Here is a 17406-nt window from a genome sequence, read left to right as displayed (position 1 = left end):
CTGCGGGAGATAGCTATGGGCGCTCAACAGCTGATCCCTCGATTCATCAGGGCAAAGGAAGCGCCTGGATACCTGGGCATGTGCCGGGCAATTTTCGACGAGACCGTCAGACCCTTCGTCAGCGAGTTCCCCATCGGCGGGCGCGGCGTCGGGTTTGACCGCCAGGAACTGGACGACTGGGCCACGGCGTACGTCGAGGCAAAGGCGATTGATAAAAAAGGCGCAACGGAGCAACAATCGCCCCGCAGCGAGCGCCAGAAAGGAGATAAATCATGGCGCGAAAATCGATCACAGGCCTCTCCCAAAGGAAAGGTATCTGGCATATCGACAAGAAAATCAACGGAGAACGACTTTACGAAAGCACTGGAACTGGTGACCGGGAAGAAGCGGAACGCTACCTGATCTACAGGTTGGAGCAGATCCGGCAGCAGAAGGTGTACGGCGTGAAGAAGGTCAGGACCTGGCGGGAGGCGGCAACTCGCTTCCTGCTGGAGTTCAAAGACCAGCCGTCTATCAAGCTTTCGGCGCATCACCTCTCACAGCTCGACCCATTCATTGGCGACATGCCGCTGACCCATATTGATGATCAGGCCCTGGTGCCTTTCATCAAAGACAGGTTGGCGACCAAGAAGCTGGAAGATGGGAAGGTGAAGAAGGGTGTCAGCAACAGAACGGTAAACATCTCGATCGAGCGTGTGGTTCGGGTTTTGTCGTTGTGTGCCAGGAAGTGGCGAGATGATGAGCGTAGGCCGTGGCTGGATAGCGTGCCGATGCTCACGAAACTGGAAGAGAAGAAGTCGAGCCGAAAGCCGTACCCGATGTCATGGCCGGAGCAGTCGATTCTTTTCGGAGAGTTGCCGGCTCACCTGCAAACCATGGCGCTGTTCAAAGTGAACACCGGCACGCGGGAGCAGGAGGTCTGCAAGCTGAGATGGGATTGGGAGATTGCGGTACCCGAACTGGGCACCAGCGTATTTCTGATACCGGCCGACTTTGGCGGTCGGCATGAGCGCTCAGGCGTGAAGAACGGTGACGAGCGGCTGGTGGTGCTGAACAGTGTGGCCAGGTCGATCATCGAGAAGCAGCGCGGCATCAGCAAGGAATGGGTTTTCCCATACAACGGCACCGCGATGCACCGCATGAACGACTCAGCCTGGAAGAAGGCGCGGGTGAGAGCGGCGAAACTCTGGCAGGAGGAAAACCTTCGCCCCGCTCACCCTGGGTATGCATCCATCAGGATCCATGACCTTAAACACACGTTTGGCCGGCGGCTCCGCGCAGCAGGCGTAACCGAGGAAGACCGCAAAGCCCTACTGGGCCACAAGAACGGCAGCATCACCAGTCACTACTCGGGCGCCGAGCTCGGGCATTTGATCGAAGCTGCGAACATGGTATCAGCAACCGATTCTCGCGGACCGGTTCTGACAATTTTGAAGAGGAAGCAGGCGTGAGAAAACGACAAGTCACGCAAATGTCACGCACATGAAAAAGGCCAATGCTGTAAACATTGGCCTAAGTCATTGAAAAATATGGTCGGGACGGAGTGATTCGAACACTCGACCCCTAGCACCCCATGCTAGTGCGCTACCGGACTGCGCTACGCCCCGACTAGGCGTGTTACTGGGTTCGCTTCTTGACGAAGCGAACCGGAATATACCGCAAGCTTTTGAAATGTGGAAGTATTTTAAAAGCTGAAATTATTTTTTCAGCACCACCAGCACATCTTCGAGTTCGGAGATCATCTGGCGGATCAGTTGCTTGTATTGGGTGGTGTCGTCTTTGGCTTCATCACCGGACATACGCTGGCGCGCGCCGCTGATGGTGAACCCCTGGTCGTACAGCAACGCACGGATCTGTCGGATCATCAGCACATCCTGGCGCTGATAATACCGACGGTTCCCGGTGCGTTTGACGGGGTTGAGTTGAGGAAACTCCTGCTCCCAATAGCGCAGCACGTGCGGCTTGACCGCACAGAGCTCGCTGACTTCACCAATGGTGAAGTAGCGTTTGCCTGGGATGACGGGTAGCTCGTCGTTATGACTTGGTTCCAGCATAAGCCTCAACTCGGGCCTTCAACTTCTGCCCTGGACGAAAGGTGACCACACGGCGAGCCGTGATCGGGATTTCTTCTCCCGTTTTTGGATTGCGGCCAGGCCGCTGGCGTTTGTCCCGCAGGTCAAAATTGCCGAAACCGGACAATTTGACCTGTTCGTTGTCTTCCAGAGCGTGTCGGATCTCTTCAAAAAACAGCTCGACCAATTCCTTGGCCTCGCGCTTGTTCAGACCCAGCTCTTCGTACAGACGTTCCGCCATCTCAGCTTTCGTCAAAGCCCCCATACGTCACTTCCTTAACGTGGCGTTCAACCTTTGTTCGAGCGAGGTGAGGATATTTTGTGTCGTGGTATTCACCTCATCGTCATTAAGAGTGCGCGATGGATGCTGCCAGGTCAAGCCAACTGCAAGGCTTTTTCTATGCGGATCAATGCCTTTACCCTGATAGACGTCAAATAGCCTGAGGTCTGTCAGCCATTCCCCTGCATTTTCACGGATTACATCCAGAACGGCAGTGGCGGCCACTTCACGGTCGGCAATCAGCGCGAGGTCACGACGCACTTCAGGGAAGCGCGACAACTCGCTGAATTTAGGCATCTTGCCCGACGCGACTTCAGCCAAGACTAGCTCAAAAACGAAGACCGGGCGGTCCAGGCCGAGGGTTTTCGACAGCTCAGGGTGAATGGCGCCGACAAAGCCCACCAAACGACCTTCACGCTCGATACGCGCAGTCTGGCCAGGGTGCAACGCTGGGTGGCTGCCAGGCAGGAAGGTAAAGTCATCCAAGGCACCGGCAAAGCCCAGCACCGCTTCCACGTCTGCCTTGACGTCGAAGAAGTCCACCGCATCGCGACCTTGCGCCCAGCCTTCCGGCAGGCGGCTGCCGCACACCACGCCCGCCAGCATCGGCTCTTGCTTCAGGCCGTCCAGTTGACCGACAAAACGCAGGCCGCTTTCGAACATGCGCACGCGGTCTTGCTGACGGTTCAGGTTGTGGGACAGGGCCTTCACCAAGCCTGGCCACAGCGACGAACGCATTGCGGCCATGTCATTGGAGATCGGGTTGGCCAGCAACAGCGGCTCGACGCCCGGGTTGAACAGTTCGAACTGCTTGGGATCGATGAAGCTGTAGGTCACCGCTTCCTGGTAACCACGGGCGACCAGCAGGCGACGCAGCTCAGGCAGGTGCGCACGCGCTTCGGCCTTGGGTTGCGGTGCCAGACGTGCTTGCGGGTAACGAACCGGCAGGCGGTTGTAGCCATACAGGCGGGCCAGTTCTTCGATCAGGTCGACTTCCAGGCTGATATCGAAGCGATGGCTTGGCACTTCAACGTGCCACTGCCCTTCCCCGCCGGCAGTGATACCCAGGCCGAGGGCGGACAACAGTTGCTCGATTTCAGCCGGCTCGATCACCAGGCCGAGCATTTGCTCTACGCTCTTGGCGCGCAGGGTGATCGGCGCAACGGACGGCAGGTGCTGCTCGCTGACGGTTTCAGTGATCGGGCCGGCTTCGCCACCGGTGATTTCCAGCAGCAGGCCAGTGGCGCGCTCCATGGCTTCACGGGCCAGCTTCCAGTCCACGCCACGCTCATAGCGGTGCGACGCATCGGTGTGCAGGCCGTAGGAGCGGGCCTTGCCAGCGATGGCGATCTGGTCGAAGAACGCGCTCTCAAGGAAAATGTCGCGAGTGGTGTCGGACACACCGCTGTGCTCGCCACCCATCACGCCGGCAATCGCCAGGGCACGGGAATGGTCGGCGATCACCAGGGTGTCGGCGCGCAGGCTGACTTCCTGGCCGTCGAGCAGCACCAGCTTCTCGCCTTCTTCGGCCATGCGCACGCGGATGCCACCGTTGATTTCGGCGAGATCGAAAGCGTGCAGCGGTTGACCCAGCTCCAGCATCACGTAGTTGGTGATGTCGACGGCCGCATCGATGCTGCGCACGTCGGCGCGACGCAGACGTTCAACCATCCACAGCGGGGTTGGCTTGGACAGGTCGACGTTACGGATCACACGCCCCAGGTAACGTGGGCAGGCGTTTGGCGCCAGCACTTCAATCGGGCGCACTTCGTCGTGCACCGCAGGCACGGCCGCAACGACCGGGCGGGTGACCGGGGCGTTGTACAGCGCGCCCACTTCACGGGCCAAGCCGGCCAGGGACAGGCAGTCGCCGCGGTTCGGGGTCAGGTCGACCTCGATACTGGCATCTTCCAGTTCCAGGTAAACGCGGATGTCCTGGCCCACGGGCGCATCGGCCGGCAGCTCCATCAGGCCATCATTGCCCTCGCCCACTTGCAGCTCGGCCTGGGAGCACAGCATGCCGTTGGACTCAACGCCACGCAGCTTGGCTTTCTTGATCTTGAAGTCGCCTGGCAACTCGGCACCGATCATGGCGAACGGGATTTTCAGGCCCGGGCGCACGTTGGGCGCTCCGCACACGACCTGGAAGGTTTCCGCGCCATTGCTGACCTGGCACACACGCAACTTGTCGGCATCGGGGTGTTGCTCGGTGCTCAGCACTTCGCCCACTACCACACCACTGAAAACACCGGCGGCCGGGGTAACGCTATCGACCTCAAGGCCGGCCATCGACAGACGAGCGACCAGCTCGTCGCGACCTACCTGCGGGCTTACCCAGCCACGCAGCCATTGTTCACTGAATTTCATCCTGCTCTCCTAAAGGTTCGTTACGACTAGCGAAATTGCGCGAGGAACCGCAAGTCGTTGTCGAAGAACAGACGCAAGTCGTTCACGCCGTAACGCAGCATGGCCAGACGCTCAACGCCCATGCCGAAGGCAAAGCCCGAGAATTCTTCCGGGTCGATCCCGGACATGCGCAGCACGTTCGGGTGAACCATGCCGCAGCCCATCACTTCCAACCAGCCGGTCTGCTTGCACACACGGCAGCCTTTGCCGCTGCACATCACGCATTCCATATCCACTTCAGCGGATGGCTCGGTGAACGGGAAGAACGATGGACGGAAACGCACCGCCAGCTCTTTCTCGAAGAACACGCGAAGAAACTCTTCGATGGTGCCCTTGAGGTCGGCGAAGTTGATGTCGCGATCAACCAGCAGGCCTTCGACCTGGTGGAACATCGGCGAGTGGGTGATATCGGAGTCGCTGCGGTACACACGGCCTGGGCAGACGATGCGGATCGGCGGCTTGTTCGCTTCCATGGTGCGGACCTGTACCGGCGAGGTATGGGTGCGCAACAGCATGTTCGCGTTGAAATAGAAGGTGTCGTGCATCGACCGGGCCGGGTGGTGGCCAGGGATGTTGAGCGCCTCGAAGTTGTGATAGTCGTCTTCGACCTCAGGGCCCTCGGCAATGCCGTAGCCAATATGGGTGAAGAACTGTTCGATACGTTCCAGAGTCCGGGTGATCGGATGCAGGCCGCCCGAGGCCTGGCCACGGCCAGGCAGGGTTACGTCAATGGACTCGGCGGCGAGTTTGGCCGCGAGATCGGCCTCCTCCATCGTCGCCTTGCGCGCATTGAGAACCTCTGTGACACGCTCCTTGGCGACGTTGATCAGCGCACCGACTTGCGGACGCTCTTCAGCCGGCAAATTCCCCAGGGTCTTCATCACCTGAGTCAATTCACCCTTTTTGCCAAGGTAGTGAACCCGGATTTGCTCCAGGGCATTGATATCTTCAGCGCTTTGCACAGCCTCAAGAGCTTGAGCGACGAGCGCGTCCAGGTTTTCCATGTACAGACTCCAGATACAAAATAGGGGAAGAGCTTGAAGGCTCTTCCCCTATTTATGACGTTTACCACCCTGGGCTGCAGGAGCAACCCAGAATGACTGTCGGGGGTACTTAAGCCAAGGTGGCTTTAGCTTTCTCGACAATCGCGGCAAACACCGCTTTTTCGTTCACTGCCAGATCAGCCAGAACCTTACGGTCGATCTCGATGGACGCTTTTTTCAGGCCAGCGATGAAACGGCTGTAGGACAGACCGTTAACACGTGCACCAGCGTTGATACGAGCGATCCACAGAGCGCGGAACTGACGTTTTTTCTGACGACGGTCACGGTAGGCGTATTGGCCTGCCTTGATTACCGCTTGCTTGGCAACACGGAATACGCGTGAACGCGCGCCGTAGTAGCCTTTAGCAAGTTTCAGAATTTTTTTGTGACGTTTACGGGCAATGACGCCACGCTTTACACGAGCCATGAGTTACTTCCTCTATTCTTGATCCAAAAATTAACGAAGGCGCAGCATGCGCTCGACTTTTGCCACGTCAGACGGATGCAGCAAGCTGCTACCGCGCAGTTGACGCTTACGCTTGGTCGACATTTTGGTCAGGATGTGGCTCTTGAAAGCGTGCTTGTGCTTGATACCGTTAGCAGTTTTCAGAAACCGCTTAGCAGCACCACTTTTAGTCTTCATCTTTGGCATGTTCGGATACTCCGCATTCAGTTGATAAACATAATCAGAAGGCCTGCCGTGCCCTGTTGATTACTTCTTCTTTTTCGGGGCGATGACCATGATCAGCTGGCGTCCTTCCATCTTAGGATGCTGCTCGACGGAACCGTACTCCAGCAGGTCAGCTTCAACCCGCTTGAGGAGTTCCATCCCCAGCTCCTGGTGGGCCATCTCACGGCCGCGGAATCGCAAGGATACCTTGGCCCTGTCCCCATCACTCAGGAAACGTACCAGGTTGCGCAGTTTTACCTGGTAATCCCCTTCCTCCGTCCCTGGACGAAACTTGATTTCTTTTACTTGAATCTGCTTTTGGTTCTTCTTCGCCGCAGCAATCTGCTTCTTCTTTTCGAAGATCGACTTGCCGTAGTCCATCACCCGGCAAACAGGCGGGACTGCGTCGGCGGAGATTTCCACCAGGTCCAACTTGGACTCTTCAGCGATACGAAGCGCTTCATCAATCGAGACGATGCCAATCTGCTCGCCGTCAGCGCCAATTAACCGAACCTCGCGTGCCGAGATATTCTCGTTGATCGGGGCTTTCGGTGCAGCTCGTTTATCTTGTCTCATTTCACGCTTAATAATAATTACTCCGAATCTGGGCGACCACGCCGGGAAACCGCTTGCGCGAGGAACTCAGCGAACTGGGCGACGGGCATCGAGCCCAGGTCAGCACCTTCACGAGTACGCACAGCGACAGTCTGCATCTCGACTTCCCGATCTCCGATAACCAAAAGATAGGGAACCTTGAGCAAAGTATGCTCGCGGATTTTAAAGCCGATCTTTTCATTTCTCAAGTCGGACTTGGCACGAAACCCGCTTTCGTTGAGAGTTTTTTCAACTTCAGCGGCAAAATCTGCCTGTTTATCAGTGATATTCATGATCACTGCCTGGGTCGGAGCCAACCACGCAGGGAATGCACCCTCGTAGTGCTCGATCAGGATCCCGACGAACCGCTCGAACGAACCGAGGATCGCCCGGTGCAGCATAACCGGGTGTTTGCGGCTGTTGTCTTCGGACACGTATTCGGCGCCCAGACGGATCGGCAGGTTAAAATCGAGCTGCAGGGTACCACACTGCCAGACACGACCAAGGCAATCTTTCAACGAGAACTCGATCTTCGGACCGTAGAAAGCACCCTCCCCCGGCTGCAGGTCGTACGCAAGGCCCGCGCTGTCAAGCGCTGCGGCCAGTGCCGATTCGGCGCGGTCCCACAGCTCGTCGGAACCGACGCGCTTTTCCGGACGAGTGGACAGCTTCATTTCGACTTCGGTAAAGCCGAAATCGCGGTAGACATCCATGGTCAGCTTGATGAACGCAGCAGACTCGGCCTGCATCTGCTCTTCGGTGCAGAAGATGTGGGCATCGTCCTGGGTGAAGCCGCGTACACGCATGATGCCGTGCAACGCACCCGATGGCTCGTTGCGGTGGCAGGCACCAAACTCGGCCAGGCGCATCGGCAACTCGCGGTAGCTTTTCAGGCCCTGGTTGAACACCTGCACGTGGCATGGGCAGTTCATGGGCTTGATGGCGTAGTCGCGGTTTTCCGACTGGGTGGTGAACATGTTGTCGGCGTAGTTGGCCCAGTGCCCGGATTTCTCCCACAGGCTACGGTCAACAACCTGCGGAGTCTTGATCTCCAGGTAGCCGTTGTCGCGCTGAACCTTGCGCATGTACTGCTCAAGCACCTGGTACAGGGTCCAGCCGTTCGGATGCCAGAACACCATGCCCGGCGCTTCTTCCTGGAGGTGGAACAGGTTCAGGCGCTTGCCGATCTTGCGGTGGTCGCGCTTCTCGGCTTCTTCGATGCGCTGGATGTAGGCAGCCAGCTGCTTCTTGTCAGCCCAGGCAGTACCGTAGATGCGCTGCAGTTGCTCGTTCTTTGCATCGCCACGCCAGTAGGCGCCGGACAGCTTGGTCAGCTTGAACGACTTGAGGAAGCGCGTGTTCGGCACGTGCGGGCCACGGCACATGTCGACATATTCTTCGTGGTAGTACAGGCCCATGGCCTGCTCGTCCGGCATGTCTTCCACCAGGCGCAGCTTGTAGTCTTCGCCACGGGCGGTGAATACGTCGATCACTTCGGCGCGCGGCGTGACTTTCTTGATCACGTCGTAATCTTTTTCGATCAGCTGATGCATACGCTGCTCGATCGCCGCCAGGTCGTCCGGCGTGAAAGGACGCTCATAGGCGATGTCGTAATAGAAGCCTTCTTCGATGACCGGGCCGATCACCATTTTCGCGGTCGGATACAGCTGCTTGACCGCGTGGCCAATCAGGTGAGCGCAAGAGTGGCGAATGATCTCCAGCCCCTCTTGGTCCTTGGGCGTGATGATCTGCAGGCTGGCATCGGTGGTGATCAGGTCGCTGGCATCGACCAGCTTGCCGTCGACCTTGCCGGCCACGGTGGCCTTGGCCAGGCCAGCACCAATGGATGCGGCGACATCGGCTACGGAAACCGCATGATCGAATGAACGTTGACTGCCGTCGGGAAGAGTAATAGTTGGCATGGCGCCTCCTCTCCTAGTGGTGACCCCTACCAAAGGTCACGTGGGTTGGGATGAGCCAGTACAAGATCCAATACCAGGCCGTTCAGTGATGAACGCCTGCCTTACAGCGGCAGGAGCCTTTCGGCCAACCGATAATCGAACCAGAGTGACTGGAGTGAGCTAAAAAGAACATGGCAAGGCGGCAAATGGCGCGCCTGGAAATAGCCAGGTCGACGATGCTAGCACAGATGAACGGTCGTCGTGCTTGCGCCATGTTATGTAATTACAAATTAGTCGTTGAAGCGGGGAAAGTGAACTTGAGCTGTACGCCACCCCTCAAACCCATCGAGAATTGCCGTTCGTCCTCACGACCTTAGGAGCATTTAATTATGCGTTTTTCCTCGACCTTCGCTCTTGCAGCATCCCTCACCCTCCTCTCCCTTGGCGCACAAGCCGCCGCCCCCTCGAACTGGCCTGCCGGCGCCCGCGATAGCTTCGTCAAGGATTGCAGCGCAGCAGCCCAGCAGAACGTCGACGCCAAAACCGCCAAAGACCATTGCGAATGTGGCGCCGACAAGATCAACGCCGAACTGACCACGGCGGAAATCACGGAGCTCATGAAAAACCCGAACGCCAGCCCAGCGCTCAAAAACAAAGCGGTCGCGGCGATTTCGTCCTGCAAAGTCGTAAAGAAATAAGCAGCCGCATCACTGTTCAGACGGTCGTCTCACTGAAAAAACACCCTGAAAACTGCCATTTCTCACAAATTACGCAGCTTTTACGGCTTTTTTTAACAGCTAATATTTCGTTCCAAAGCCCCGTAGATCGGGGCTTTCAGCCGATCGACGCACTAAACGCAACGCTATTGATTAGCAAACAATGCCTTGGGGGGGCTCCCAAGCCGAACATTTCGACTATGATAGCCCGGTGTGCCCAGTTGGCCTGAGCAGCACAGCACTACTGAAAATATATGTTTCTTGGAGATACACCATGTCTAATCGCCAAACCGGCACCGTTAAATGGTTCAACGATGAAAAAGGCTTCGGCTTCATCACTCCTCAAGGTGGCGGTGACGACCTGTTCGTACACTTCAAAGCTATCGAAAGCGACGGTTTCAAAAGCCTGAAAGAAGGCCAAACCGTTTCCTTCGTGGCTGAGAAAGGCCAAAAGGGTATGCAAGCTGCACAGGTTCGCGGCGAGTAATTCTCCGCTGAGCTAAAAAAACCCCGTCCATGTGACGGGGTTTTTTATGGGTGCTGCAAAAGCCTTGAAGCTATCAGCCGCAATTGACCCGCGTGATCACCAGGTTGTCGTCGGTGTTCAGGTTCAGGCGGTCGGAGCGGTATTCCAGGGTAATCATGTCGTTTGGCTTGAGAATCCGTGCGTTCTGCGCACCGGCACGGGTACGCGCCTGCTCCAGCAACTGGGGCGAGGCCTTCTGGCCGATTGCAAACTCGGCAGCTTTCGACTCACAGCGGGTATGAGCGACGTCAGCTGCGGCGGTTGCTTTGCCTGGCTCAGAGGCACCCGGGGTGCTGCAACCCGCCAACGCGAGTGCTGCCAACAAAGTACCGAATGATGCGAGCTTCCAAGGCATGAAGCCTCCTATGATAAAAAATGGACAGAGATCGTGCGACAGCGATATGACGGATTGGTTTCAAGACGTAAACCGCCGCAGGGCAAGTCTGCCCTACTCTCCAGCGGCATTCGCCCGATCAATCGTCACCAGATATGAACGCACTCAGTAGATATCGATGTAGTCGGACGAAGGCTTTGGCCAGTTCTGCTTCAGCGCATTGAAAATCTGGGTGACCCAGACCTCATCACTGGCAGCCACCTTACCGACGTAGCCTGAGCCCTTGGCCCAGGTCTCCAGGCGAAACAGCAGCCCTTCGATCTCGACGCCGCCCACCGCCCTGCCAGAAGAGAGATAAGCGATCCCAGCCTTGGTCACCCGCAACTGGGCATGTTCATCGTCACTGGCACTGGCAATCAACTGGCGCACTGTTGCCAAAGTCAGGTTTTCGGGGTTGTTCAAATCGATCTGCACGTGGTCATCCCCGGCAATTAAACAGGGCATCAGTGTCGCATAGCCCTTCCTTCATGCCTAAGTAGCAGTGCCAAACGCGGCGCAAAATGGTTAACTGCGCCGGCAAGAACCGCGTTCCAGCGCACTACCCAGTACTTTCAACACCGCGAGACAGCCATGAGCACTGTAACCCTCCAAGCCGATATCAAAGCCAAGTGGCCCCAAGGGCAAAGCTCCTACAGCCCCGGAAGCCCGGAAGAATTGGCAATCATCGGCATCGACCTGCTGGTCAAGGAATTGGGCACCCAAGCGGCGCAAGCCTTTATCGGCCAGGTATTCGAAAAATACCCGGCCGATCACATGGGCGCACACGACCCCGAGCGGGAATAAGAACCGGTCGACGAGCGTCGACCGGCAAACACCTTACTTCAAGCGTGCCAGGCGCTCAGTCAGCAGATCGAAGAAGCCCTGGGCGTCACCATTCTCGACCCAGAACACATTCTTTTCCTGCTTCAGGCCGTCGTACCAGTCGACGATGGTCTGACCGAACGTGGGGCCTTCGCGGCTATCAACCACCATATTGGCCTGACGGCCGCTGAACAGCGAAGGCTTGAGCAGATACGCAATCACCGTGGCATCGTGCACCGGGCCGCCGGGGATGCCGTAGTGCTCCATATCGCCTTTGACGTATTCGTTGAGGATATTGCTGACCACCTTGCTCGCGTTGTTGTTGAGATCGGCGATCTTCTTCAAGCGCGTTTCGCTGGTCAGGACCTTGTGGGTCACGTCCAGCGGCAAGTAGGTCAACTTGACGCCACTCTTGAGCACAATCTCGGCCGCAACCGGGTCGGCGAACAGGTTGAATTCAGCCACTGGCGTAATGTTGCCGCCATTGAAGTGCGCACCGCCCATCACCACGACTTCCTTGATGCCTTGAGTGATCTCCGGCGCCTGGGTCAGTGCCAGCGCCAGGTTGGTCTGCGGACCAAGCATGGCAATCGTGATGCTATGGGGCTTGGCGCTGCTCAGCGTCTTGATCAGGTAATCAACCGCATTGCCTTCGGCCAGGCCTTTCTTCGGCTCGTGCACGGTAACGCCGGAGATACCTTCCTTGCCGTGGATATTCTCGGCGTAGATCGGCGTGCGCAGCAGCGGCTTGGGCGCGCCGGCGTAGACCGGAATATCTTCGCGCCCTGCCCACTCGCGAGCCAGCCGCGCGTTGCGTGAAGTCTTGTCCAGGCGCACGTTGCCGGCAACAGTGGTCAGCGCTCGAATGTGCAACTCCTCAGGAGAAGCCATGGCAAACAGCAAGGCCACCACATCATCGGCACCCGGGTCGGTGTCGATGATCAGGTCGATTTTTTCCGCCGCATGGGCGCTGGCTGCAGTGAGTGCGGACAAGAGCAGGACACTCCGGAACAGGTTTTTCAGGGTGGGTAGACCACGTTGCATAAAACACTCCTTGTCATGGGTAACGCTAGAAAGTGACGCCGGACACCAGCGCGATGTTGCAATAAGGCTGGCACTCGCCCGTGCGCACGACGGCGCGAGCCTTGCGGCTCAGCTGCTTGAATTCTTCATGGCTGACCAGGCGGCGCTCGCCCAGGGCCGCCTGGTCGGTCAGGGTATTGAGTGCCGCCAGCGCCGGTGGCTGCTTGAGCAGGATCTCCTCGGCCAGCACATGGCTTTCCACTTGCATCTCGCTGAGCACAATGCGCAAGGTGCTGATGAAATCCGGAATACCTTGGGTCAGCGCCAGGTCGATCAACTCGACCCCTGGCGGCACGGGCAGGCCAGCGTCACCGATCACCAGCACATCGCCGTGACCCAGGGATGCGATGACGCGTGACAGCGCAATATTGAGCAATGGTGTCTTTTTCATGAGGGTACAAAACCTTGAACGTCGTGCAGCGTAGGAATAGAGGGTTGCGCACCGGCACGCGTCACTGACAGCGCCGCTGCCACTTGGCCAAATCGGATGGCCTCGGCTTCGCTCTTGCCATTGGCCAGTGCCGCCGCAAAGCCTCCGACAAAGGTGTCACCGGCCGCCGTGGTATCCACAGCCTTGACCTTTGGCGCCACCAGGTGCTCGAAGCCCGTGCCATCGGCAAACAGCGCGCCCTGCGCACCCAGGGTGATGATGACTTTGCCGGCGCCGGCCTTGATCAGGTGTGTCGCGGCAACCTTGGCGCTATCAAGGGAGTCCACCGTCACGCCGCTGAGGGCCGTGGCTTCGCTCTCATTGGGGATCAGGTAATCGATCGAGGCATACCAATCGTCCGGCAAAGGGCCACTAGCCGGCGCCGGGTTCAGAATGACCGTCTTGCCCAGTTCACGCCCGCGCTTGAGCGCATGGCCAACGGTCTCCATCGGCACTTCAAGCTGGCAGATGATCACATCCGCCGACTGCAGAACGGCGTCCGCGGCGTGCAGGGACTGTGGGGTCAGCTCGCCATTGCTACCAGCCACAATCACGATCGCGTTCTGGCTGCTGTCGTCCACCACAATCAATGCCACGCCGCTGGAGCCCTCCACCGTGGCGACGGCCTGGCAATCAATGCCTTCCACCCGCAGTGCATCGCGCAACTGAGTGCCGTACGCATCAGTACCCACGCGACCGACCATCGCCACCTCGGCCCCCAAACGCGCTGCCGCCACCGCCTGGTTGGCACCCTTGCCGCCAGGCACCGTGGTGAACGTCTGGCCGATCAGGGTTTCACCGGCGCGGGGCAACCGGCTGGCACGGGTCACCAGGTCCATGTTCAAGCTGCCTATTACCACTACTTTTGCTGGCATACATCAATACTCATCAATTCGGTTCAGCGGTATTGGGCGAAAACCCCGGCAAACGGTGCCGTGGACTCTCGCAACACAATACTCGGCGTCACGATGCGTTGATCGATCGGCAGTTGGGGGGTTGCAATTCGTTGCAGCAAAAGCTCGGCCGCCGTCTCGCCCAGTTGCACGATCGACTGCCCGACCGTGGTCAGCGCCGGGTACACGTAGCGGCCCATTTGAATATCATCAAAACCGATCACCGACAGCTCGCCCGGCACGCGGATGTTGCGCTCGGCCGCTGCGCGTAACACGCCGAAGCCAATCATGTCGTTGCTGGCGAAGATCGCGCTCGGCGGGTTCTGCGCCAATAGCTTCACCGCTGCGGCATAACCACCGGTGCTGGTGAAATCGCTTTCTTCGGTGCGCCCCGCTGCCACTTCCACGCCCGCCTCACGCAGCGCACGGTGATAGCCCGCCAGACGCATCTGCGCCACGCGGGTGTGCCCCGGGCCGCCGATGCAGGCAATGTCCCGGTGGCCAAGCTCAAGCAAATGCCGGGTTGCCAGGTAGGCACCCTCTTCATGGTCGATGCGCACCAGGTCGACATCAATACCGTCCAGTGCCCGGTCGACAATCACCATGGGCGTGCGCACCGCGCTCAAGCCGGCCGCGAGGCCGCTGTCGTCACCGCCCACCGAAGTCACGATCAAGCCGTCGATGCGTTTCTCCAGCAACACACGCAAATAGTTGCGCTGCTTTTCAGCGTTGTCGTCGGAGTTGCAAAGGATGACGCAGTAGCCATTGCGCTCGCAGTAATCCTCGATGCCCCGCGCCAGCTCCGCGAAATACGGGTTGAGGCTGTTGGGCACCAACAGGCCGATGGTGGCGGTGGTCTTGGCCTTGAGCGAGCGCGCAACCGCACTCGGCACATAGTCCAGTTGCTTGATCGCCGCCTCGACCTTGATCCGCACAGGCTCGCTGACCGGGCGCGTCTTGTTCACTACATGGGACACCGTGGTGTAGGAAATACCTGCAAGCGCTGCCACATCCTTGATCGTTGCCATGGTTCAGCCTCGCCGACTGGCGCGCTGGCTGCGGTAGGTATCGAGGACCACGGCGATCACGATCACGGCACCGGTAATGATGCGTTTTGTGGGCTCCGTGGCACCGATCTGCGCCAGGCCAGCCGCCAGTACCGAAATAATCAACACACCAAAGAAGGTGCTGATGACCGAACCGCGCCCGCCCATCAGGCTGGTGCCGCCGATCACCACGGCGGCGATCACCTGCAGCTCCAGGCCGGAGCCAGCATTCGGGTCAGCCGCTTCCAAGCGTGAAATCTGGAACAGTGCCGCCACGCCGGCCAGCAGCCCCATCAGGCTGAACACCAGGATCTTGTAGGGCTTGGGATTGATCCCCGCCAGGCGCACGGCCTCTTCGTTGGTGCCGATGCCGATCAGGTAACGACCGAACACCGTACGGGTCAACACCAACTGAGCCGCGATGATCACCAGCAGCGCAATGATAAACGATGGCGAAATGCCGAACGCCACCGGGTTCGACAGCCAGGCGAAGGAATCACCGATGTACGCCGTGCGCGAGCCCGTCATCTGGTAAGCGACGCCGCGGGCCATTTCCAGCACGCCGAGGGACACGATAAACGACGGAATCCGCCACGCCACGGTGATCGAACCGGTGATAGTACCGGCCAATGCCGCACAGCCCATGCCGAGCACAGCGGCCGGCAATACGCTCCAGCCCCAGCCCAGGATCGCCACGCTGACCGCCGACGCAGCCAGTGCCAGCACCGAGCCTACGGACAAGTCGATGCCACCAATGATGAGGATGAACGTCATCCCCACCGCCAACACCATCAGGTCCGGAATCTGGTTGGCGAGGGTGCTGAAAGTGTCATAGGACAGGAAGTGATCGCTGAGCACCGAGAACAGCGCAATCATCGCCAGCAACGCACCCGCCAGCCCAAGATAAGTGCCCAGGCCGTAGAAATTGCCGCCGGTTTTACCAGGGGAAGTTGTTGTTTTCATGGGGTATCCCTAAGCACTGCGTCGTTGAGCAGCGCATCACGTTTCTGATAGCCGGCAAAGGCGGCGGCGAGCAATTCATCCTGGGTCCAGCTGTCGCGCTCGAATGTCTCGATCAAGCGCCCGGCCGAGAGCACACCAATGCGATCGCAGATCAGCATCAGCTCACGCAAGTCACTGGACACCACCACCAGCGCTTTGCCCTGGCGAGTCAGTTCGCCGAGCAAGGCATAAATGTCGAACTTGGCCCCCACGTCGATGCCGCGGGTCGGCTCGTCGAACAGCATCACCGCACAATCACGCTCCAGCCAGCGGCCAATTACGACCTTCTGCTGGTTACCGCCCGACAACTCGGACACCAGTTGGGCCGGGCTGGAACTGCGGATGCGCATGGCATCGATCTGTCGCTTGGCCAACGCTGTTTCATCGCGTGCATTCACTACGCCACCGCCGGAGATTTCCGGCATGTTGCCCAAGGCAATGTTGGCGCTGATGGATTGGGTCAGCAGCAAGCCTTCGCCCTTGCGGTCTTCGGTGATCAGGGCGATGCCATGCCCGACCGCGTCCACCGGCGAACGGATGCTCACCACCTGGGCTGGAGACCCCAGGGCAACGGTACCGCTGTCTGCCAGGTCAGCACCGAAGATCAGGCGCAGCAATTCAGTGCGTCCGGCGCCGATCAAGCCGGAAATGCCGTAGATCTCGCCAGCACGCACTTCAAAGGACACATCGCGGACCTTGTCCGAGCGGGTCAAGCCTTTCACCGTCAGGGCCGGGCCGCCGATAGTGCGCGGCCCCAGGTCGATCTGCTCACCCAGTTCGCGACCGACCATCAAGGTGACCAGTTGCTCACTGTTGTAATTGGCCATCGGCTCGACACAGACCAGCTTGCCATCACGCAGTACCGCAATGCGCTGGGCGACACGGGCGAGTTCTTCGAGCCGGTGCGAAATATAAATGATCGCCACGCCGCGGGCCTGCAGGCGGGTGATTTGTTCAAACAGCATCTCGACTTCACGGGCGGTCAACATCGCCGTGGGTTCGTCGAGGATCAGCACATGGCAATCGCCAATCAGGTTGCGGGCGATTTCCACCATCTGCTGGTGGCCGATACCCAGGGTACCGACGAGGGTGTCCGGGTCAATCGCGTCCAGACCGACCTGGGCCATGGCCTCGATGGCGGCCTTGCGCAGTTGCTTGCGGCTGATCCAGCCACAGTGGCTGGGCAGGTTGTCCAGGAACAGGTTTTCAGCCACGGTCAGGGTCGGCAGCAGGTTGAGTTCCTGCATGACCATGCGCACGCCCAGCTCTTCAGCCTGGGTGCGGCTGCCCGGACGGAAGTCCTGGCCATTGAACTGCATGTGCCCGGTGGTGGGCGTGACCAGCCCGCCGATGATCTTCGACAAGGTGCTTTTACCAGCGCCGTTTTCACCGGTCAGCGCCAGCACTTCCCCACGGTTGAGCGTCAGGGTGATGTCGGACAGAACCGGCTGGGCATAGGTCTTGCCGATACCGCTGACCGAGAGGACAGCGTTCGGGGCGGAAGATGACATAGGAAAATCTCCAGGCGCCCGCTCAGGACAAGCGGGCG

21 protein-coding genes and 1 tRNA gene are annotated in these 17406 nt (G+C 58.8%); 5 read left to right on the top strand and 17 right to left on the bottom strand.

The features are described from left to right. Positions 1–15: 15 nt before the first annotated feature. A complete protein-coding gene (locus ACVWVP_RS14660; protein ID WP_421547405.1) occupies positions 16–402 on the top strand; it encodes a helix-turn-helix transcriptional regulator in 387 nt (128 codons plus the stop codon). Next, positions 288–1451: a tyrosine-type recombinase/integrase gene (locus ACVWVP_RS14655; RefSeq protein WP_457406927.1), complete on the top strand. Its 1164-nt coding sequence runs from the start codon at positions 288–290 to the stop codon at positions 1449–1451. Before ACVWVP_RS14660 ends, ACVWVP_RS14655 begins: the two co-directional genes overlap by 115 nt. Before the next feature lie 79 nt (positions 1452–1530). Here ACVWVP_RS14655 and ACVWVP_RS14650 read toward each other — a convergent pair. From ACVWVP_RS14650 to thrS, 9 genes are all read right to left on the bottom strand, one after another. Next, a tRNA-Pro gene (locus ACVWVP_RS14650) sits at positions 1531–1607 on the bottom strand. A 90-nt stretch (positions 1608–1697) separates the two neighbouring features. Continuing rightward, positions 1698–2054 carry a MerR family transcriptional regulator gene (locus tag ACVWVP_RS14645; protein ID WP_003174972.1) on the bottom strand — a complete coding sequence of 119 codons (357 nt, stop codon included), beginning with the start codon at positions 2052–2054 and terminating at the stop codon, positions 1698–1700. After that, positions 2035–2337, bottom strand: a complete 303-nt coding sequence (ihfA, locus tag ACVWVP_RS14640; RefSeq protein WP_002553164.1) for an integration host factor subunit alpha — start codon at positions 2335–2337, stop codon at positions 2035–2037. Before ihfA ends, ACVWVP_RS14645 begins: the two co-directional genes overlap by 20 nt. Positions 2338–2340: 3 nt before the next feature. Further along, a complete protein-coding gene (gene pheT / locus ACVWVP_RS14635; protein ID WP_457406721.1) occupies positions 2341–4719 on the bottom strand; it encodes a phenylalanine--tRNA ligase subunit beta in 2379 nt (792 codons plus the stop codon). A 26-nt stretch (positions 4720–4745) separates the two neighbouring features. After that, positions 4746–5762: a phenylalanine--tRNA ligase subunit alpha gene (gene pheS, locus ACVWVP_RS14630; protein ID WP_017737822.1), complete on the bottom strand. Its 1017-nt coding sequence runs from the start codon at positions 5760–5762 to the stop codon at positions 4746–4748. Between the two features lie 109 nt (positions 5763–5871). Next, a complete protein-coding gene (gene rplT, locus ACVWVP_RS14625; RefSeq protein ID WP_007913489.1) occupies positions 5872–6228 on the bottom strand; it encodes a 50S ribosomal protein L20 in 357 nt (118 codons plus the stop codon). 30 nt (positions 6229–6258) lie between these two features. Continuing rightward, the gene (gene rpmI, locus ACVWVP_RS14620; protein ID WP_002553160.1) at positions 6259–6453 is read right to left on the bottom strand and encodes a 50S ribosomal protein L35; all 195 of its coding nucleotides are present in this window, start codon (positions 6451–6453) and stop codon (positions 6259–6261) included. Positions 6454–6513: 60 nt separating this feature from the next. Then, positions 6514–7065, bottom strand: a complete 552-nt coding sequence (gene infC, locus ACVWVP_RS14615) for a translation initiation factor IF-3 (RefSeq protein WP_169850653.1) — start codon at positions 7063–7065, stop codon at positions 6514–6516. Continuing rightward, positions 7065–8987: a threonine--tRNA ligase gene (gene thrS, locus ACVWVP_RS14610; RefSeq protein WP_178925176.1), complete on the bottom strand. Its 1923-nt coding sequence runs from the start codon at positions 8985–8987 to the stop codon at positions 7065–7067. The genes infC and thrS overlap by 1 nt, the downstream gene beginning before the upstream one ends. A 365-nt stretch (positions 8988–9352) precedes the next feature. Between thrS and ACVWVP_RS14605 the strand changes: the two genes are divergently transcribed. Both ACVWVP_RS14605 and ACVWVP_RS14600 read left to right on the top strand, forming a co-directional pair. After that, positions 9353–9664 carry a hypothetical protein gene (locus ACVWVP_RS14605; RefSeq protein WP_178925269.1) on the top strand — a complete coding sequence of 104 codons (312 nt, stop codon included), beginning with the start codon at positions 9353–9355 and terminating at the stop codon, positions 9662–9664. 292 nt (positions 9665–9956) lie between these two features. Further along, complete coding sequence (locus ACVWVP_RS14600) at positions 9957–10169, top strand: cold-shock protein (RefSeq protein ID WP_003234260.1); 213 nt, start codon at positions 9957–9959, stop codon at positions 10167–10169. A gap of 73 nt (positions 10170–10242) precedes the next feature. On the opposite strand, the gene ACVWVP_RS14595 is transcribed toward ACVWVP_RS14600, so the two are convergent. Together ACVWVP_RS14595 and ACVWVP_RS14590 are read right to left on the bottom strand one after the other, a co-directional pair. After that, positions 10243–10563: an I78 family peptidase inhibitor gene (locus tag ACVWVP_RS14595; protein ID WP_178925174.1), complete on the bottom strand. Its 321-nt coding sequence runs from the start codon at positions 10561–10563 to the stop codon at positions 10243–10245. Positions 10564–10707: 144 nt separating this feature from the next. Next, positions 10708–11016, bottom strand: a complete 309-nt coding sequence (locus ACVWVP_RS14590) for a hypothetical protein (protein WP_457406925.1) — start codon at positions 11014–11016, stop codon at positions 10708–10710. Between the two features lie 156 nt (positions 11017–11172). On the opposite strand from ACVWVP_RS14590, the gene ACVWVP_RS14585 reads away from it, so the two are divergent. Then, a complete protein-coding gene (locus tag ACVWVP_RS14585) occupies positions 11173–11385 on the top strand; it encodes a hypothetical protein (RefSeq protein ID WP_176998756.1) in 213 nt (70 codons plus the stop codon). 33 nt (positions 11386–11418) lie between these two features. Here ACVWVP_RS14585 and ACVWVP_RS14580 read toward each other — a convergent pair whose 3' ends face one another. Genes ACVWVP_RS14580 through ACVWVP_RS14555 form a run of 6 tightly spaced genes read right to left on the bottom strand, consistent with a single transcriptional unit; the run spans position 11419 to position 17368 of the window. After that, on the bottom strand, positions 11419–12447 hold the full coding sequence (locus tag ACVWVP_RS14580) for a nucleoside hydrolase (protein WP_178925172.1): 1029 nt from the start codon (positions 12445–12447) through the stop codon (positions 11419–11421). A gap of 25 nt (positions 12448–12472) precedes the next feature. Then, positions 12473–12877 (bottom strand): D-ribose pyranase, encoded by a 405-nt coding sequence (gene rbsD, locus ACVWVP_RS14575; protein ID WP_457406717.1) that lies wholly within the window; start codon positions 12875–12877, stop codon positions 12473–12475. After that, the gene (rbsK, locus tag ACVWVP_RS14570; protein WP_457406715.1) at positions 12874–13791 is read right to left on the bottom strand and encodes a ribokinase; all 918 of its coding nucleotides are present in this window, start codon (positions 13789–13791) and stop codon (positions 12874–12876) included. Before rbsK ends, rbsD begins: the two co-directional genes overlap by 4 nt. A gap of 23 nt (positions 13792–13814) precedes the next feature. Next, complete coding sequence (locus ACVWVP_RS14565; protein ID WP_178925167.1) at positions 13815–14837, bottom strand: LacI family DNA-binding transcriptional regulator; 1023 nt, start codon at positions 14835–14837, stop codon at positions 13815–13817. A 3-nt stretch (positions 14838–14840) separates the two neighbouring features. Further along, a complete protein-coding gene (locus tag ACVWVP_RS14560) occupies positions 14841–15818 on the bottom strand; it encodes an ABC transporter permease (RefSeq protein ID WP_176998751.1) in 978 nt (325 codons plus the stop codon). After that, positions 15815–17368, bottom strand: coding sequence for a sugar ABC transporter ATP-binding protein (locus ACVWVP_RS14555; protein ID WP_176998750.1), 1554 nt, complete (start codon positions 17366–17368; stop codon positions 15815–15817). Before ACVWVP_RS14555 ends, ACVWVP_RS14560 begins: the two co-directional genes overlap by 4 nt. Positions 17369–17406: the final 38 nt, after the last annotated feature.

This window comes from Pseudomonas sp. TE24901 (assembly GCF_054058375.1).
Note: the sequence above shows the minus strand (reverse complement) of the source record. Positions and strands in the feature narration are given on the sequence as shown.

Coding starts and splice junctions, on each gene's coding strand:
- ACVWVP_RS14600 (WP_003234260.1), top strand. CDS start 9,957: ATGTCTAATCGCCAAACCGGCACCGTTAAATGGTTCAACGATGAAAAA.
- rpmI (WP_002553160.1), bottom strand. CDS start 6,453: ATGCCAAAGATGAAGACTAAAAGTGGTGCTGCTAAGCGGTTTCTGAAA.
- ACVWVP_RS14560 (WP_176998751.1), bottom strand. CDS start 15,818: ATGAAAACAACAACTTCCCCTGGTAAAACCGGCGGCAATTTCTACGGC.
- pheS (WP_017737822.1), bottom strand. CDS start 5,762: ATGGAAAACCTGGACGCGCTCGTCGCTCAAGCTCTTGAGGCTGTGCAA.
- rbsD (WP_457406717.1), bottom strand. CDS start 12,877: ATGAAAAAGACACCATTGCTCAATATTGCGCTGTCACGCGTCATCGCA.
- ACVWVP_RS14645 (WP_003174972.1), bottom strand. CDS start 2,054: ATGCTGGAACCAAGTCATAACGACGAGCTACCCGTCATCCCAGGCAAA.
- pheT (WP_457406721.1), bottom strand. CDS start 4,719: ATGAAATTCAGTGAACAATGGCTGCGTGGCTGGGTAAGCCCGCAGGTA.
- rplT (WP_007913489.1), bottom strand. CDS start 6,228: ATGGCTCGTGTAAAGCGTGGCGTCATTGCCCGTAAACGTCACAAAAAA.
- thrS (WP_178925176.1), bottom strand. CDS start 8,987: ATGCCAACTATTACTCTTCCCGACGGCAGTCAACGTTCATTCGATCAT.
- ACVWVP_RS14565 (WP_178925167.1), bottom strand. CDS start 14,837: ATGGCAACGATCAAGGATGTGGCAGCGCTTGCAGGTATTTCCTACACC.
- ihfA (WP_002553164.1), bottom strand. CDS start 2,337: ATGGGGGCTTTGACGAAAGCTGAGATGGCGGAACGTCTGTACGAAGAG.
- ACVWVP_RS14555 (WP_176998750.1), bottom strand. CDS start 17,368: ATGTCATCTTCCGCCCCGAACGCTGTCCTCTCGGTCAGCGGTATCGGC.
- rbsK (WP_457406715.1), bottom strand. CDS start 13,791: ATGCCAGCAAAAGTAGTGGTAATAGGCAGCTTGAACATGGACCTGGTG.
- ACVWVP_RS14585 (WP_176998756.1), top strand. CDS start 11,173: ATGAGCACTGTAACCCTCCAAGCCGATATCAAAGCCAAGTGGCCCCAA.
- ACVWVP_RS14595 (WP_178925174.1), bottom strand. CDS start 10,563: ATGCCTTGGAAGCTCGCATCATTCGGTACTTTGTTGGCAGCACTCGCG.
- ACVWVP_RS14580 (WP_178925172.1), bottom strand. CDS start 12,447: ATGCAACGTGGTCTACCCACCCTGAAAAACCTGTTCCGGAGTGTCCTG.
- ACVWVP_RS14660 (WP_421547405.1), top strand. CDS start 16: ATGGGCGCTCAACAGCTGATCCCTCGATTCATCAGGGCAAAGGAAGCG.